Source organism: Geobacillus vulcani PSS1, assembly GCF_000733845.1.
GTDB lineage: Bacteria > Bacillota > Bacilli > Bacillales > Anoxybacillaceae > Geobacillus > Geobacillus vulcani.
Map to the genome: position 1 here is coordinate 1516390 of NZ_JPOI01000001.1, position 16303 is coordinate 1532692.

The 16303-nt window shown below is 49.7% G+C and carries 9 protein-coding genes, 15 tRNA genes, 2 rRNA genes and 1 pseudogene; 22 read left to right on the forward strand and 5 right to left on the reverse strand.

Features of this window, described 5'->3' with window-relative positions:
- Positions 1 to 23 precede the first annotated feature (23 nt).
- A complete protein-coding gene (locus N685_RS0108200) occupies positions 24 to 932 on the forward strand; it encodes a DMT family transporter (protein ID WP_031407460.1) in 909 nt (302 codons plus the stop codon).
- Here N685_RS0108200 and N685_RS0108205 read toward each other — a convergent pair.
- Positions 903 to 1721 carry a protein-glutamine gamma-glutamyltransferase gene (locus N685_RS0108205; protein ID WP_031407462.1) on the reverse strand — a complete coding sequence of 273 codons (819 nt, stop codon included), beginning with the start codon at positions 1719 to 1721 and terminating at the stop codon, positions 903 to 905. The genes N685_RS0108200 and N685_RS0108205 overlap by 30 nt on opposite strands.
- Positions 1722 to 2689: 968 nt before the next feature.
- Here N685_RS0108205 and N685_RS0108225 point away from each other — a divergent pair.
- The 17 genes from N685_RS0108225 to N685_RS0108305 all read left to right on the forward strand — a co-directional run bounded on the left by N685_RS0108225 (position 2690) and on the right by N685_RS0108305 (position 9240).
- A 16S ribosomal RNA gene (locus N685_RS0108225) occupies positions 2690 to 4247 on the forward strand.
- A 148-nt stretch (positions 4248 to 4395) separates the two neighbouring features.
- Positions 4396 to 7324, forward strand: a 23S ribosomal RNA gene (locus tag N685_RS0108230).
- The 16S and 23S rRNA genes sit together here with 15 tRNA genes alongside, the layout of an rRNA operon.
- 293 nt (positions 7325 to 7617) lie before the next feature.
- Positions 7618 to 7692: transfer RNA gene (locus N685_RS0108235), tRNA-Asn, on the forward strand.
- A gap of 4 nt (positions 7693 to 7696) precedes the next feature.
- Positions 7697 to 7787 (forward strand) — tRNA-Ser (locus tag N685_RS0108240).
- A gap of 14 nt (positions 7788 to 7801) precedes the next feature.
- Positions 7802 to 7873, forward strand: a tRNA-Glu gene (locus N685_RS0108245).
- An 8-nt stretch (positions 7874 to 7881) separates the two neighbouring features.
- Positions 7882 to 7957, forward strand: a tRNA-Val gene (locus tag N685_RS0108250).
- A gap of 210 nt (positions 7958 to 8167) precedes the next feature.
- Positions 8168 to 8244 (forward strand) — tRNA-Met (locus tag N685_RS0108255).
- 4 nt (positions 8245 to 8248) lie between these two features.
- Positions 8249 to 8324: transfer RNA gene (locus N685_RS0108260), tRNA-Asp, on the forward strand.
- Between the two features lie 59 nt (positions 8325 to 8383).
- Positions 8384 to 8459: transfer RNA gene (locus tag N685_RS0108265), tRNA-Phe, on the forward strand.
- Between the two features lie 45 nt (positions 8460 to 8504).
- Positions 8505 to 8580 (forward strand) — tRNA-Thr (locus tag N685_RS0108270).
- 5 nt (positions 8581 to 8585) lie between these two features.
- Positions 8586 to 8670 (forward strand) — tRNA-Tyr (locus N685_RS0108275).
- A 9-nt stretch (positions 8671 to 8679) separates the two neighbouring features.
- Positions 8680 to 8753: transfer RNA gene (locus N685_RS0108280), tRNA-Trp, on the forward strand.
- A 17-nt stretch (positions 8754 to 8770) separates the two neighbouring features.
- A tRNA-His gene (locus N685_RS0108285) sits at positions 8771 to 8843 on the forward strand.
- Positions 8844 to 8857: 14 nt separating this feature from the next.
- A tRNA-Gln gene (locus N685_RS0108290) sits at positions 8858 to 8932 on the forward strand.
- Between the two features lie 5 nt (positions 8933 to 8937).
- Positions 8938 to 9009, forward strand: a tRNA-Gly gene (locus N685_RS0108295).
- 9 nt (positions 9010 to 9018) lie between these two features.
- Positions 9019 to 9092: transfer RNA gene (locus N685_RS0108300), tRNA-Cys, on the forward strand.
- A 63-nt stretch (positions 9093 to 9155) separates the two neighbouring features.
- A tRNA-Leu gene (locus tag N685_RS0108305) sits at positions 9156 to 9240 on the forward strand.
- 139 nt (positions 9241 to 9379) lie between these two features.
- Here the strand turns inward: N685_RS0108305 and N685_RS20290 are convergent.
- Positions 9380 to 10931, reverse strand: a pseudogene (locus tag N685_RS20290) (IS1182 family transposase).
- On the opposite strand from N685_RS20290, the gene N685_RS0108315 reads away from it, so the two are divergent.
- Complete coding sequence (locus tag N685_RS0108315) at positions 10923 to 11213, forward strand: hypothetical protein (protein WP_031407466.1); 291 nt, start codon at positions 10923 to 10925, stop codon at positions 11211 to 11213. The pseudogene N685_RS20290 and the gene N685_RS0108315 sit on opposite strands and share 9 nt — an antisense overlap.
- A gap of 59 nt (positions 11214 to 11272) precedes the next feature.
- On the opposite strand, the gene N685_RS18975 is transcribed toward N685_RS0108315, so the two are convergent.
- A complete protein-coding gene (locus N685_RS18975) occupies positions 11273 to 11644 on the reverse strand; it encodes a GNAT family N-acetyltransferase (protein ID WP_071880171.1) in 372 nt (123 codons plus the stop codon).
- A 135-nt stretch (positions 11645 to 11779) separates the two neighbouring features.
- Between N685_RS18975 and N685_RS0108320 the strand changes: the two genes are divergently transcribed.
- Positions 11780 to 12946, forward strand: coding sequence for an IS256 family transposase (locus tag N685_RS0108320; protein ID WP_031407468.1), 1167 nt, complete (start codon positions 11780 to 11782; stop codon positions 12944 to 12946).
- A gap of 228 nt (positions 12947 to 13174) precedes the next feature.
- Here N685_RS0108320 and fosB read toward each other — a convergent pair whose 3' ends face one another.
- Positions 13175 to 13597 carry a metallothiol transferase FosB gene (gene fosB / locus N685_RS0108325; protein WP_031407470.1) on the reverse strand — a complete coding sequence of 141 codons (423 nt, stop codon included), beginning with the start codon at positions 13595 to 13597 and terminating at the stop codon, positions 13175 to 13177.
- Between the two features lie 144 nt (positions 13598 to 13741).
- Positions 13742 to 14245, reverse strand: a complete 504-nt coding sequence (locus tag N685_RS0108330) for a DinB family protein (protein WP_031407472.1) — start codon at positions 14243 to 14245, stop codon at positions 13742 to 13744.
- 192 nt (positions 14246 to 14437) lie between these two features.
- Here N685_RS0108330 and N685_RS0108335 point away from each other — a divergent pair, with 192 nt between their 5' ends.
- Positions 14438 to 14848 carry a carboxymuconolactone decarboxylase family protein gene (locus tag N685_RS0108335; RefSeq protein ID WP_031407474.1) on the forward strand — a complete coding sequence of 137 codons (411 nt, stop codon included), beginning with the start codon at positions 14438 to 14440 and terminating at the stop codon, positions 14846 to 14848.
- Between the two features lie 142 nt (positions 14849 to 14990).
- Complete coding sequence (gene tsaA, locus N685_RS0108340; protein ID WP_031407475.1) at positions 14991 to 15452, forward strand: tRNA (N6-threonylcarbamoyladenosine(37)-N6)-methyltransferase TrmO; 462 nt, start codon at positions 14991 to 14993, stop codon at positions 15450 to 15452.
- Positions 15453 to 16303 lie beyond the last annotated feature (851 nt).

A 16303-nucleotide genomic window follows, 5' to 3' on the forward strand; every position in this document is an offset into this window, starting at 1 on the left:
ACGAGACAAGGGGAGGAAAACGAATGAAGCCGCCAAGCCCAGCAAAGGCGTATGCCGCTCTATTCATCGGCGCGCTTGCCGTGTCAACATCGGCCATTTTCGTCAAATGGTCACAGGCGCCATCCGCGGTGATCGCCTTTTATCGGCTTTTTTTGGCTGTGGCCATCATGACGCCGTTGTTCCTCCGGCATCGAAGTGAACTCCGAGGCATCTCCCGGCGCGATTGGCTGTTTTCGCTTTGTTCTGGGGTTTTGCTTGCCTTTCATTTTATCCTTTGGTTTGAATCGCTCGACTATACATCCGTCGCCAGTTCGGTCGTGCTTGTGACGCTGCAGCCGCTGTTTGCCTTCGCAGGCGGCGCGTTGTTTTTCCGCGAACGGTTGACCCTCGGCGCGGTCGGGAGCGCGGTGTTGGCCATTATCGGCAGCATCCTCATCAGCTGGGGAGACTTCCGCGTCAGCGGAGAAGCGCTGTACGGCGATGGATTGGCGTTGTTGGCATGCGCGTTTGTCACGGCGTATTGGCTGTTCGGTCAAGAGGTGCGCCAACGGTTGTCATTGATGACATATACCTATATCGTCTATGGCATCAGCGCGGCGGTGCTGTGGCTGTACGTGATGCTGTTTCGCCTTTCACTGACGGCATATCAGCTGACAGATGGGCTTTGTTTTCTCGCTCTCGCCGTCATTCCAACGTTGCTCGGCCATTCGGTGATGAACTGGGCGGTCAAATGGGTCAGCGCTTCAACCGTGTCGATGGCGATTTTATTTGAACCGATCGGCGCTTCCGCCTTGGCCTACTGGCTGTTTGGCGAACCGATCCGTCCGTTTCAATGGATTGGCGGTATTTTTATTTTAACAGGAATCGCTCTGTATTTGTGGGAGAAAAATGAAAAAGGCCCGCTAACGGTGCAAGAACGTAGCGGACCCTAGCGTTCCGACGATAAAGGGCGGGCGGCAGATCGGCAGACGGAATTCATCGAAGCCGCGGGCGAATTGGGACAGATAAACGAAATCGACTTGCGTGATAGTAGAAAGCAAGTAAGCAGACTTCGTTGCCCCCTGCTTTCGTTTTCGATTGAGTGCAGCGATGATGCCCTCCTTTGTTTGAATGCCGATGCCATGCCCGTAAAACAAGCCATCGCCTAAGTAAATGGCATTTTCTCCTTGCCATTGCGGCGTTAACGGATCGAATTCCGGGTTTTTAAAATAGAGGCAATCTCCAGGGAGAAAGTGTTCATCTTTTTTTGTTTGAATGCCAAGATCTCGGTCGGTATGCCAATCATACAGCAACAAATCCGCAAACAACCGGTTGAACGACGCTGGATCGATTACGTCAAGCACGGCCTTGTAAAACACGATGACGATCGCGGTCGCGCATTCAAACGCGTATTGCTCGCTATGGACAAAAATGTCCTTGATCGCTTCGGAAGCCGTGACATCTGGGCGAAGACGAAAGCCGCCGCGCTCGTCCCGCACCCAAAAGTCGCTGTTGCAGCGCGAAAAACGGAAAATGGCAAACCGCGCCCGGCTTTTCGCCAACTCAACCGCCGTCCGAACAATGCGGTCGCGCAAGGCGATCTCGAATCGAAGCTGCCGCTCATTCGGGTATGTGTATAATCGAGGCGAGGAGACGAGAGCATCTAAGATTTGTTGTTCGCTGGCCGGAAGCGAAAACGAACTAGAAACGTCAAAGTTAATTGGTGATAACACGCGAATCAAAGTGAAGATGCCTCCTTAATGAAAGGATCGCAGCAACGGTATAAAACGCTTCTCATTTAGAAAAACAGTTGCTTGCCGATTTCGACTGCCTGAGGCAAGCGGCCGTCTTCTTCGCCGCGCCTTGGCGTGGCGGAAGGTGAAGCGACCACTCGTTTCACAGATCCGGGCATGGGGCTGAAAGCGGCGTTGTCATGTCGTCTGACAGTCGATCCAATTGCTTTGCCAAAGCTGCCGATGTGAAACTTCAAATTGCATAGCAATGCCATAGAAGAAATGTATGCGCGCGCGGCGGCGTTCATTCCGTTTTTTTAACACATTCACCGAGAAGTCTCCCACCTCGAAATGGAATGTAGGTGGGAGATGAATCGGATGTTTTTCTTTCTAAATAAGAACATACGTGGATCGAGTAGTAAGAAACTCCCACCTCTAAGCGAAGTGTAGGTGGGAGAGGTTCATCATGAAGCTCCTCGTCCTCAAGGAATGGGCAGGGCGTTCGCTCAATGAGCAGACGGGAGATGAATGTCGGTTGGCGATCGCCAATAAATGGGGAAGGGTGAAAAGGATGGGATCCGCGCGTTCTAAAATTTTTTTAAAAAAGATGTTGCATTTTTGGAGTTAAGGTGGTATATTAAAAAGCGTCGCTGATCGAAGAGGTTGTTGGGCAGCGATACGAGACAAAAAAGGTAGTTGACATCGAAAAAGATGTTATGCTAACATAAAAGAGCTGTTTGAGAGAGGAAACAGTCAAAAGCTTGTTCCTTGAAAACTGAACGAAACGAAGCGCAACGAAAAGCGGAGGTCCGCGGGTCGCCGCGACGGGCAAATGTTCTTCACCCGCAGGGGTGCTTGCACCCCGAGGGGGAAGGTTATTTGACCCCGAGCGGCGGCGGACCGAAGCTAGACAATTCGAAAAGCGGAGGCCGCTCGGCGCCTTTGGCGCTGCGGCTGAAGCGATAGCCAATCAACTTTCTTTGGAGAGTTTGATCCTGGCTCAGGACGAACGCTGGCGGCGTGCCTAATACATGCAAGTCGAGCGGACCGGATCGGAGCTTGCTCTGGTTTGGTCAGCGGCGGACGGGTGAGTAACACGTGGGCAACCTGCCCGCAAGACCGGGATAACTCCGGGAAACCGGAGCTAATACCGGATAACACCGAAGACCGCATGGTCTTTGGTTGAAAGGCGGCCTTTGGCTGTCACTTGCGGATGGGCCCGCGGCGCATTAGCTAGTTGGTGAGGTAACGGCTCACCAAGGCGACGATGCGTAGCCGGCCTGAGAGGGTGACCGGCCACACTGGGACTGAGACACGGCCCAGACTCCTACGGGAGGCAGCAGTAGGGAATCTTCCGCAATGGGCGAAAGCCTGACGGAGCGACGCCGCGTGAGCGAAGAAGGCCTTCGGGTCGTAAAGCTCTGTTGTGAGGGACGAAGGAGCGCCGTTCGAAGAGGGCGGCGCGGTGACGGTACCTCACGAGAAAGCCCCGGCTAACTACGTGCCAGCAGCCGCGGTAATACGTAGGGGGCGAGCGTTGTCCGGAATTATTGGGCGTAAAGCGCGCGCAGGCGGTTCCTTAAGTCTGATGTGAAAGCCCACGGCTCAACCGTGGAGGGTCATTGGAAACTGGGGGACTTGAGTGCAGGAGAGGAGAGCGGAATTCCACGTGTAGCGGTGAAATGCGTAGAGATGTGGAGGAACACCAGTGGCGAAGGCGGCTCTCTGGCCTGCAACTGACGCTGAGGCGCGAAAGCGTGGGGAGCAAACAGGATTAGATACCCTGGTAGTCCACGCCGTAAACGATGAGTGCTAAGTGTTAGAGGGGTCACACCCTTTAGTGCTGCAGCTAACGCGATAAGCACTCCGCCTGGGGAGTACGGCCGCAAGGCTGAAACTCAAAGGAATTGACGGGGGCCCGCACAAGCGGTGGAGCATGTGGTTTAATTCGAAGCAACGCGAAGAACCTTACCAGGTCTTGACATCCCCTGACAACCCAAGAGATTGGGCGTTCCCCCTTCGGGGGGACAGGGTGACAGGTGGTGCATGGTTGTCGTCAGCTCGTGTCGTGAGATGTTGGGTTAAGTCCCGCAACGAGCGCAACCCTCGCCTCTAGTTGCCAGCACGGAGGTGGGCACTCTAGAGGGACTGCCGGCGACAAGTCGGAGGAAGGTGGGGATGACGTCAAATCATCATGCCCCTTATGACCTGGGCTACACACGTGCTACAATGGGCGGTACAAAGGGCTGCGAACCCGCGAGGGGGAGCGAATCCCAAAAAGCCGCTCTCAGTTCGGATTGCAGGCTGCAACTCGCCTGCATGAAGCCGGAATCGCTAGTAATCGCGGATCAGCATGCCGCGGTGAATACGTTCCCGGGCCTTGTACACACCGCCCGTCACACCACGAGAGCTTGCAACACCCGAAGTCGGTGAGGTAACCCTTACGGGAGCCAGCCGCCGAAGGTGGGGCAAGTGATTGGGGTGAAGTCGTAACAAGGTAGCCGTACCGGAAGGTGCGGCTGGATCACCTCCTTTCTAAGGATGACAAACCTTTCGGTTCAATGAACATGGCGCTTCCGTTTCGTTCAGTTTTGAGGGAACGAGTGATGTTCTCTCAATGACAAACATCGTTCCTTGAAAACTAGATAACCGGAAACGCAAAGGAAGAAGCCGAGACGCTGTAGGTTAAGCTAGAAAGGGCGCACGGTGGATGCCTTGGCACTAGGAGCCGATGAAGGACGGGGCAAACGCCGAAACGCTTCGGGGAGCTGTAAGCAAGCGTAGATCCGGAGATGTCCGAATGGGGGAACCCACTGTCCGTAATGGGGCAGTATCCATGCCTGAATCCATAGGGCATGGAGGGCACACCCGGGGAACTGAAACATCTTAGTACCCGGAGGAGAAGAAAGCAAACGCGATTCCCTGAGTAGCGGCGAGCGAAACGGGAACAGCCCAAACCAAGAGGCGAGTCCTCTTGGGGTTGTAGGACCGCTCATGATGGGAGTGAGAAAGGAACGGGGTAGACGAACCGGTCTGGAACGGCCGGCCAGAGAAGGTGAGAGCCCTGTAGTCGAAACTTCGTTCCCTCCCGAGCGGATCCTGAGTACGGCGGGACACGAGGAATCCCGTCGGAAGCAGGGAGGACCATCTCCCAAGGCTAAATACTCCCTAGTGACCGATAGTGCACCAGTACCGTGAGGGAAAGGTGAAAAGCACCCCGGGAGGGGAGTGAAAGAGAACCTGAAACCGTGTGCCTACAAGTAGTCAGAGCCCGTTGATGGGTGATGGCGTGCCTTTTGTAGAATGAACCGGCGAGTGACGATGGCGTGCGAGGTTAAGCCGAAGAGGCGGAGCCGCAGCGAAAGCGAGTCTGAATAGGGCGCGAAGTACGTCGTCGTCGACCCGAAACCAGGTGATCTACCCATGTCCAGGGTGAAGGCCGGGTAACACCGGCTGGAGGCCCGAACCCACGCACGTTGAAAAGTGCGGGGATGAGGTGTGGGTAGGGGTGAAATGCCAATCGAACTTGGAGATAGCTGGTTCTCCCCGAAATAGCTTTAGGGCTAGCCTCGGGTTTAAGAGTCTTGGAGGTAGAGCACTGATTGGGCTAGGGGCCCTCATCGGGTTACCGAACCCAGTCAAACTCCGAATGCCAAGGACTTATGCCCGGGAGTCAGACTGCGAGTGATAAGATCCGTGGTCGAGAGGGGAACAGCCCAGACCGCCAGCTAAGGCCCCGAAGTGCACGTTCAGTGGAAAAGGATGTGGAGTTGCCGAGACAACCAGGATGTTGGCTTAGAAGCAGCCACCATTTAAAGAGTGCGTAATAGCTCACTGGTCGAGTGACTCTGCGCCGAAAATGTACCGGGGCTAAACGTGCCGCCGAAGCTGCGGGATGACCGTTGGTCATCGGTAGGGGAGCGTTCTAAGGGCAGAGAAGCCAGACCGGAAGGACTGGTGGAGCGCTTAGAAGTGAGAATGCCGGTATGAGTAGCGAAAACAGAGGTGAGAATCCTCTGCGCCGAAAGCCTAAGGGTTCCTGAGGAAGGTTCGTCCGCTCAGGGTTAGTCGGGACCTAAGCCGAGGCCGAAAGGCGTAGGTGATGGGCAACAGGTGGAGATTCCTGTACCACCTCCTTCCCGTTGGAGCGATGGGGGGACGCAGGAGGATAGGGCGAGCAGGCGGCTGGAAGAGCCTGTCCAAGCAGTGAGGCTGGCCAGCAGGCAAATCCGCTGGCCGTAAGGCCAAGCTGTGATGGCGACGGAGTCATCCGGAAGTCCCTGATTCCACACTGCCAAGAAAAGCCTCTAGCGAGGGAAGAGGTGCCCGTACCGCAAACCGACACAGGTAGGCGAGGAGAGAATCCTAAGGCGCGCGGGAGAACTCTCGTTAAGGAACTCGGCAAAATGACCCCGTAACTTCGGGAGAAGGGGTGCTCTTTGGGGTGAGGAGCCCTGAAGAGCCGCAGTGAAAAGGCCCAAGCGACTGTTTATCAAAAACACAGGTCTCTGCGAAGCCGAAAGGCGACGTATAGGGGCTGACACCTGCCCGGTGCTGGAAGGTTAAGGGGAGCGCTTAGCGGAAGCGAAGGTGCGAACCGAAGCCCCAGTAAACGGCGGCCGTAACTATAACGGTCCTAAGGTAGCGAAATTCCTTGTCGGGTAAGTTCCGACCCGCACGAAAGGTGTAACGACTTGGGCGCTGTCTCAACGAGAGACCCGGTGAAATTATACTACCTGTGAAGATGCAGGTTACCCGCGACAGGACGGAAAGACCCCGTGGAGCTTTACTGCAGCCTGATATGGAATTTTGGTATCGCTTGTACAGGATAGGTGGGAGCCGGGGAAGCCGGAGCGCCAGCTTCGGTGGAGGCGACGGTGGGATACCACCCTGGCGGTATTGAAATTCTAACCCGCACCCCTGAGCGGGGTGGGAGACAGTGTCAGGTGGGCAGTTTGACTGGGGCGGTCGCCTCCCAAAAGGTAACGGAGGCGCCCAAAGGTTCCCTCAGAATGGTTGGAAATCATTCGGAGAGTGCAAAGGCACAAGGGAGCTTGACTGCGAGACGGACAGGTCGAGCAGGGACGAAAGTCGGGCTTAGTGATCCGGTGGTTCCGCATGGAAGGGCCATCGCTCAACGGATAAAAGCTACCCCGGGGATAACAGGCTGATCTCCCCCAAGAGTCCACATCGACGGGGAGGTTTGGCACCTCGATGTCGGCTCATCGCATCCTGGGGCTGAAGTCGGTCCCAAGGGTTGGGCTGTTCGCCCATTAAAGCGGTACGCGAGCTGGGTTCAGAACGTCGTGAGACAGTTCGGTCCCTATCCGTCGCGGGCGCAGGAAATTTGAGAGGAGCTGTCCTTAGTACGAGAGGACCGGGATGGACGCACCGCTGGTGTACCAGTTGTCCCGCCAGGGGCACCGCTGGGTAGCTATGTGCGGACGGGATAAGCGCTGAAAGCATCTAAGCGTGAAGCCCCCCTCAAGATGAGATTTCCCACCGCGTGAAGCGGGTAAGATCCCTCGAAGATGACGAGGTCGATAGGTCCGAGGTGGAAGCGTGGCGACACGTGGAGCTGACGGATACTAATCGATCGAGGGCTTAACCTAGAAAAGCGGAGGCGAGCGGTTCGCCGCGACGGGCAAATGTTCTTCGCCCGCAGGGGTGCTTGCACCCCGAGGGAGAAGGTTATTTGATCCCGAGCGGCGGCGAGCCGGAGCTAGACAGTACGAAGCGCGGCTTCTTCCGACGGTTATCTAGTTTTGAAGGAATGAAAAAAGCCTTGACAGCTCATCACGAATCATTATAATAGTAAATGTCTAAAGAGATATCTTTCAGCAGCGGCTCAGTGACGAGCAGTTGCATGATCAAATCAGTTTGAGAAACTAGACATTGTTATGATTCCGCAGTAGCTCAGTGGTAGAGCAATCGGCTGTTAACCGATTGGTCGCAGGTTCGAATCCTGCCTGCGGAGCCATCGTGGAGAGCTGTCCGAGTGGTCGAAGGAGCACGATTGGAAATCGTGTAGGCGTGAATAGCGCCTCAAGGGTTCGAATCCCTTGCTCTCCGCCATTATCCATCAGCATGGCCCGTTGGTCAAGTGGTTAAGACACCGCCCTTTCACGGCGGTAACACGGGTTCGAATCCCGTACGGGTCAATTTTCGTGGAGGATTAGCTCAGCTGGGAGAGCACTTGCCTTACAAGCAAGGGGTCGGCGGTTCGATCCCGTCATCCTCCACCACTTTCAAACATACAAAACAAAACTCAGCGCATTATTGAAATAAGTTCATCTTCTATCGTCGCAGGGTGGAGCAACGAGCATTTGCTTCATCGAATACGCTGCGAGTTGTCTCGACGCATCGGGCATCTTTGAATCAGCTGGCAGAGGAAGAGGCAACAAACATTTAAACGATGCTCAGTGCATGGTCGAAACAAATTTATCTTTTATCGTCGCGGGGTGGAGCAGTCCGGTAGCTCGTCGGGCTCATAACCCGAAGGTCGCAGGTTCAAATCCTGCCCCCGCAACCAATATGGTCCCGTAGTGTAGTGGTTAACATGCCTGCCTGTCACGCAGGAGATCGCGGGTTCGATTCCCGTCGGGACCGCCATTGCTTCAAAATCGTGAAAGATGGAGAATTGACTCGGCAATCGATGAAAAGGAAAATATGGCTCGGTAGCTCAGTCGGTAGAGCAAAGGACTGAAAATCCTTGTGTCGGCGGTTCGATTCCGTCCCGAGCCACCACAAAATATTAAGAATGAGCCTGTTCGTTTTCTTGATCCGTATTATGCCGACTTAGCTCAATTGGTAGAGCAACTGAATCGTAATCAGTAGGTTGCGGGTTCAAGTCCTGCAGTCGGCACCATTCTTGGAGGGGTAGCGAAGTGGCTAAACGCGGCGGACTGTAAATCCGCTCCCTTTGGGTTCGGCGGTTCGAATCCGTCCCCCTCCACCATTTGAACAAAGGGGCATAGTTTAATGGTAGAACAGAGGTCTCCAAAACCTCCGGTGTGGGTTCGATTCCTACTGCCCCTGCCACTCTTATCATGATTACGGCGACTATGGCGAAGTGGTTAACGCACCAGATTGTGGCTCTGGCATGCGTGGGTTCGATTCCCACTAGTCGCCCTTGACAATGGCATTGGGGTATAGCCAAGCGGTAAGGCAACGGACTTTGACTCCGTGATGCGTTGGTTCGAATCCAGCTACCCCAGCCAATGTTGCGGAAGTAGTTCAGTGGTAGAACACCACCTTGCCAAGGTGGGGGTCGCGGGTTCGAGTCCCGTCTTCCGCTTTTGACCGGGGCGGCATAGCCAAGTGGTAAGGCAGAGGTCTGCAAAACCTTTACCCCCGGTTCGAATCCGGGTGCCGCCTCCATCTAATGAATAAAATTTTTTTATTGACAAACAAAACTTGAGAAGATATAATAGTAAATGTCGCGCCGATGTGGCGGAACTGGCAGACGCGCACGACTCAAAATCGTGTGGGGTAGCCCCCCGTGTGGGTTCGACTCCCACCATCGGCATCGAAAATAGGAGAAAGGCTTTAGGGACAAGGGGCTGACTCCAAAAGTCCGCTTTTTGGCGGACTTTTGGGTCAGCCCTCTCTGGTTTTTGTATATTTTACCAAACGGAAGAAAATTCCGACTCTGTTCACCCCCTGATTTACGCCACCAAGGACAATTGCTTGTCCCTAGCGGCTTTTTTGAGAAGATTGTGGGCAGCACAAACCAGCCCCCATTCGATGGAAACTTTTTGGAGGCCTCGCAGGACAAAGCGACGAAACCCGCGATTTTGTTTGATTTGCCCAAATACACTCTCAATGTCGGTTTTGCGTTGGCGGTACCGGGCTTGCCCTTCTTCACTCTCCAGCCGTTCGCGGGCTTTCTGTTTTTGTTCATGATAGACGGGGTTCCATTGCGTGGTTCGTCCATACTTGGAAGTCGTGCAGGCCGAACGGAACGGACATCCTTCGCATTCATGGCATTGGTAGTGTCGGGTGACCGAGGTGTATCCTGATTCTGTGGTCTGTTTCGAAGTTCCGGTGCGAACCAGCTTTTTCCCATTCGCGCAAATCCAAACGTCTTCTTCTTCCACATAGGTCCAATTCTGCGGATGATGCGGATTTTTCTTGACCTTGCGCGTGTTCTCCTTCTCATACGTATGGTACTTGATCAAGGCCGATATGTGCTTCTCTTCCAGCTTCACGTAGTTCTCTTCCGAGCCATAGGCCGCGTCAGCGATCAAACGTTCGGGTTCCACGCCGTACTTCTCTCGAACAGTCTCCAAATGCGGAAGAAGACAACGAGTGTCGCCCGGCCTCTGATGAAGGGAATACCCCAAAATAAATTGGCCGGAAGAACCCACCTGTACGTTATAGGCCGGCTTGAGCTGACCGTTTCGCATGGGATCCTCCTTCAACCGCATGAAGGTGGCATCCACATCGGTCTTGGAATAGCTGTTGCGATCCCCCGCATACATGGAGTTGGTGTTCATATTTTTCACTGCGAGGCAAGTAGTCCTCCTTCATCTTCTTGACGGCCTTCTTCAACGGTTGGTTGTCCGGCTCGGCCTCCAACCGTTTTTCCCACTCTTCGGTTTTCTTTCGGATTTCTTCTGACGTAAAGGCAGGCGAAGCGTCAATGTCTTCCGCCTTTTCTTCTTCCACGATCGCCTCGATCTGGGCAATCAGCCGATCGACATTGGCTTGGAGTTTCTCCTGGTACTTCTCAGCCGATTTGCGCCAAACGAAGGTGTACCGGTTGGCATTCGCTTCAATTTTCGTTCCATCCACAAAATAATCTTCCATCTTGACATAGCCGTCGGCCACGAGCAGCGTGATCATTTCCCGGAACAAGTCATCAATCAAGTCTTTCATCCGCTCCGAACGAAACCGATTGATGGAGCGGAAGTCCGGCTTTTGAAATCCACTTAGCCACATGAGGGGAAGGTGGACTTCGAGCTGCCGTGCAATCTCACGGCCATGATACATTTTTTGGGTGTAAGCGTAAAGGAGAATTTTGGTCATCATTTTCGGATGATAGGCGGAGGTGCCCCCTCCTTTGTAGTAAGGAAGAAACGTCTCCATCGGGATGCGTTCAACCATCTCATGAACCACGTGGGCCATGTTATCCCGCGGAATGAGATCGGCGATGTTGCTTGGCAAAGAGAGGTTGTCCATGGTATACTCTTTAAAGGAAACATGATCATGTTTCATAAAAGAATCGCCCTTCTTTCGGTGGTAGTGGTTTCGGTGACTCTATTCTACCAGAAAAAAGGGCGATTCTTCTATATTTGGGGCAAAAAAGTGGGGGCTGATCCCAAAACGCATTCCCGTTTTGGGTCAGCTCCTTGTTTTTTATTTACCGAATACGATTCGAGAAAAGAAAATCGTGTGCGTACAATCGTGTTCGGTGAGGTGAAATGGAAAGTGGGAAGAATGGAAAATGAGAGAAAATTGCAGAGAAAGAGCAAGAGAGGAAGGTACCTCCAAAAATAGACAATAATATTTAATGTTCTACAAGAACTAAACGTAATCTCCACAAGAGAATTTATTTCTTACTCTAAATACTGGTTACTTAGCTCAGGATTTAAATACCTTGCCATTCCTGTTTTAACCCTTTTTAATCCAAGTTTCCGATAAAACTCTTCATTTCCAGTTGTTGATATTAAATGCACACAAGAAACACTACTTAGTTTATCCAACAAAAACTCCATAATTTTTTTAGCTATCCCTTGCTTTTGAAAATCTCGATGAACCACAACATCATAGATTGCAGCATTAAAAACGCCATCTGAAAGGGCTCTTCCAAATCCAATAATTCGACCATTTACAGTAGCCAATGCTATAACATTACTTGCTTCAAAAACCTGCTTAATAATCTCGTTTGTATGTTTTGTCCAACCGACAGAACAATAAACTTCTCTCATTTCATCAAGATTTGCATTAGAAAAATCACGATGATGTATAAAATTTTGTGTAAAGCATTTTACTAGACCAAAAGAAAAAGGTAGGGTATTCTCTGATTTGGACCAACACATTCCAGAGAAAGGAGAACCCTACCTATGTCTAAAAGTATACCGAATGTCGACTGGACAAATCAACTGGAAAGCGTCATTCGTCAGTTTGTAAAGGAAAAATTAGAACGGATCATGCGGGAAGAAATCAAGAATTTCCTCGAAATAGAACAAGCCGGAACATCGAATATGAGAAACGGCTACTATCAACGAAATCTAGATACGCAATATGGCCGGATTGAAGGCCTTTTGGTCCCAAGAGACCGAAACGGGGAATTTCAAACGCAGTTGTTCCCCCCTTACCAACGCCATACCGGCTGGCTCGAGGAAGCCATCATCAAGATGTATCAAAGTGGCATGAGTACGCGTGAAATTGGCAAGTTTATTGAACGAATTTTAGGCAATGCCTATTCTCCTGCAACGATCAGCCGGATTACCGATGTAGTGAAGGAAGACATCGAGAAATGGCACACTCGTCCACTGCACAAGCGTTATTCCGTCTTATATTTGGATGGTTTATACGTAAAACTTCGTCGCGAAACCGTGGAGAAAGAAGCCATTTATGTGGTGTTAGGGGTGAATGAAGAAGGATATCACGAAATTCTTGATTTCTTTGTGGGAGGACAGGAAAGCGCCTATGTATGGCAGGACATTCTTCAACGCCTCTACCAAAGAGGCGTCAAGGAAGTGCTTCTGGGTGTATTCGATGGACTACCGGGGTTGGAGGAAGCCTTTAAGGCGGTTTATCCGAAAGCCGATGTGCAGCGTTGTGTCGTTCACAAAGTACGTAATACCTTCAATCGTGTTCGGAAAAAAGATCAATTCGAAGTGGCAGAGAACCTCAAGCTGATTTATCGCGCGCCGAATAAGGAGATGGCATTACAGATGTTTCAACAGTTTGAGTCGAAATGGTCAAGCAAGTATCCGAGAGAAGTTCAATCTTGGGCCAACGAGTTGGATGTCCTCCTCGCCTTTATGGACGATCCAAGCAGTATTCGAAGTGTGATTTACACGACCAATGCCATCGAACAAACGATCAAGGAGATTCGGAAACGTCTAAAGCCGATGAACAGTTTGAGCAGTTTAGAAGCCGCGGAAAAAGTCGTGTATTTGACCATTCAAGATTTTAATGAGAAATGGGCAGGGCGAAAGTTACGAGGATTTACCGAAGCGCATGAAGCCCTTCAACGAATGTTTGAAGAACGTTATCATTAACCAAATACTGTAAATAAACAAAATAGGGGGATTCTCCCTTTCCACACAGGAGACTGAATATTCAGTCTCCTGTGTGGAGGAAACTAGTTCCCTATTCATTCCAAATCCATTTCAGAGAAACCCTACCCCATTACATTACACAAAATTCTTGACGGTACCGATTTTTGTTAATAACGATCATTCTGGCACCTCATTTCATAAAAATAAAGATGTAATTTCGATGTTATGTTAATCCAAAAATTGCATATGGTGCATTTCACTTTTGTAATAGGATAATCGGTCATTCAACGTGCCTGTATGAAATTCGAATTTATGTCCATCAGGGTCTGTAAAATAGACGGAACGTTTGTCCCTTTCATCTCTTTCTCTACCTGGAAGAATATTGACGCCCAACTCTTTCAATTTTTCCACTACACGATCAAAGTCTTCTTCCTTTACAGAGAAAGCGATATGGGTGTATGAATGCTGGATGTCGTTTCGAGGAATATCTCGTTGAACATTTAAAGCTAACCAGATCCCGTTTAAATCAAAGTAAGCCAAATTTCTCCCTTTGACTAATAGCTTTGCTCCGAACACGTTTTGGTAAAAATGAATGGATTTCTCTAGATCAGATACAGAGAACGTCAAATGATTAATCCCTCCGATTAGCAATCGTCCTACCTCCCGTCTTAATGGTTTCTCTTCGTACTTTTTATGATTACGCTAAACGATGGAACATTTTCCTTCCTGTGGGAATGATACCTAATCGGGGTTTCCCTTTTCTTTTCAACTAATGCACCCGTTAGACTATGATGATTAAAGCGGTGGATTGTCCACACCGAAATGAACCCAATCTTCTTTTGATGGCCCGTAAACTCCAAAAGGTTTGAGTCCCGCTTGACGCATGAGAACGGTCACTTGGCCACGATGATGAATGATGTGCTTGATTAGCCCCATTAAGATTTGAGCATTGGTTTCTTGCCTTCCGAATGCATTTTGCACTTCCTTCAACGATTCGTCTGCCCATTGTTGTTCAATGACTTTGGCCGCATAGGAACTTACCTTTTGAAAGGTTTCTGCTATTTCTTTGACTGAAGTTGGAACGTTTTCTGCATTTTCTACTTTATCGATCTTCAAACCGAAATGGGCTAAGTATTCGGGGATGTTTGTTGTAAAATGCCACACAATCCTTCCTAGCGTACGACCTTCTGGGTAAACTTTTTGGTTTAACGCTTCATCGGTCAAACCATCCAAAACCTTTTGAGTTAGGCTTGCTTCCCAATTCCATTCCCTAATGAAATCTGCGACTGTGACATACATATACAATACCTCCAAACCATTAATCATGTATTTCCTCATAGGAATACTCGTTTTTTATCTGTATGGGATTGGTTGTCGATTGACTTGAACGAGTCACAAAACACTTTACTTTTGTAGCCTTATTGGGTATTTGTTTTATAATGGATTGTAACAAATTTACTCTTCATTAATACTACCAGAAGGGATGAGCAAATGGCAAGAATTCACGCATCCACTTTCGGGAATACACTGTTTCAGAAGCGTTTAGGACATAACAAAGAAGTGATGGAGGGTGTGGGCACATTTAGGAGAAGTATGAGAAAAAGACGGGCTGCTATCAGCCGAATGAAAAGAACATTAGCGCAAGGGAATGGTTGTGAATATTGCAAAGCCAAAGGAAAACCTGAACCTCATTCATTTAATGAAAAAATCGCTGTTGCCGTAGGATTTGTGGAGGTCTTTTTAAAACAAAAAGGAGATATCCCGGATTCTGCTTTTGACATATTGAGGGAATCCTTTTCCGAAGGAGAAATCAGTGAGCTTTGCGCGTTTATTACCTTTACGACGGCTCAACAGTATTTTGGTGCCATAATGAAGTTAGAAGCGCCGAAAACAGGGAGTTAAATAGCACTTTCTATCAAACGATCTGGAAAATCAATCTTTTCATATCTTGGCCTTTACGTGGGAGAATGATCGTTGCGGACGCTCACTCTGCGATTTATGGTTGGCTACAAGTAGGTTAATAGTGAAACGAGGAGGGAAAATGATGCAATATACCATTACACCAATCGCATTTGTGAAAAACAACCGCAAAGATGTGGAAGATGATAAGTGGGGTAGTGTGATTTCAATCATTGAATTATCAGATGAAATCGATGATTCAGCTTTACAAGGGATCAGTGAGTTTTCGCATTTAGATATTATTTTTTATTTTGACCGAGTTACAGATGACAAAATTCAATATGGAGCAAGGCATCCAAGAAATAATAAAGAATATCCAAAGGTCGGAATTTTCGCTCAAAGAGGCAAAAATCGACCGAATAAATTAGGTTTAACAACCGTTGAATTGTTAGAACATAAAGGGCGAACATTGAAAGTAAGAGGATTAGATGCCATAGATGGTACTCCGATTATTGATATTAAACCGGTTATGAAGGAGTTCTTACCCAAAGGCGAAGTAAGGCAGCCTGCTTGGTCGGTATCATTAATGGAACGATACTGGGATTGACAACGTACTTTATTTAAATAGATGAGCAATTTTTATAGTCATCATGATCATGGGAAAAGAAACAATCGACCCCTTATGCCACGTGGAGCTGTTTGTTACGATATCAATGGGAATATTTTATTTTGCGCCGTAGATTCATTCGACAAGGAAAGGGCGGTAAAAGCCGATCATATTCCAACTTTATGGGAAACGATGAAGTATGGACAATATGAAATACAAGGAGGGGAACTAACGATGAGCACTTTCGGGATGGGGATGGTGATGCTAGCAGTAGGCTTAGGACTTTTTCCCTTTGGAGTACTATATTTCAAGGCAAGTTGGAAGGAATATAGAAACTTGCCGTCAAACAGAAAGAAAGTAGCTATTTTTCTTGAAATGTTAGACGTATTCTCATTATCCCCTTCCCTATCGATGTGGTTCATTTTTATCTCGCTCCTGCTTATTATTGGAGGTTGTGCACTAATTTTTTGTACGTGATAAGAGGGGGGAACCATTGCTTCTTCATATTATGAATATTTTAACCTCTGTCCGAAAGAAGTCTCCCACTTCTAGCGGTTTTGAGGCTGATCGAGATGCCAATGCTGCCATCAATCTCAAAAAGGAAGACCTGAAACAGTTAGGTATGGCCTAACTGGATCTTGAACCGTGGGGCACACGGGGATCGCTCGGTCAACTTCCTGCGTTAGACGGGATGACCTGAGAAGCCCCCACCTCGAAGCGTTAGCGTAGGTGGTGGGAGTATGTCACATGAATGCGAAAAGCAGAGCCTCTATACGAACTCGAAAGATCGGTTTGTACGTTTGCGAGTGGTTCGGGCGCAAAAGGAAGCTTTATGATGAAAATTGCCTCAA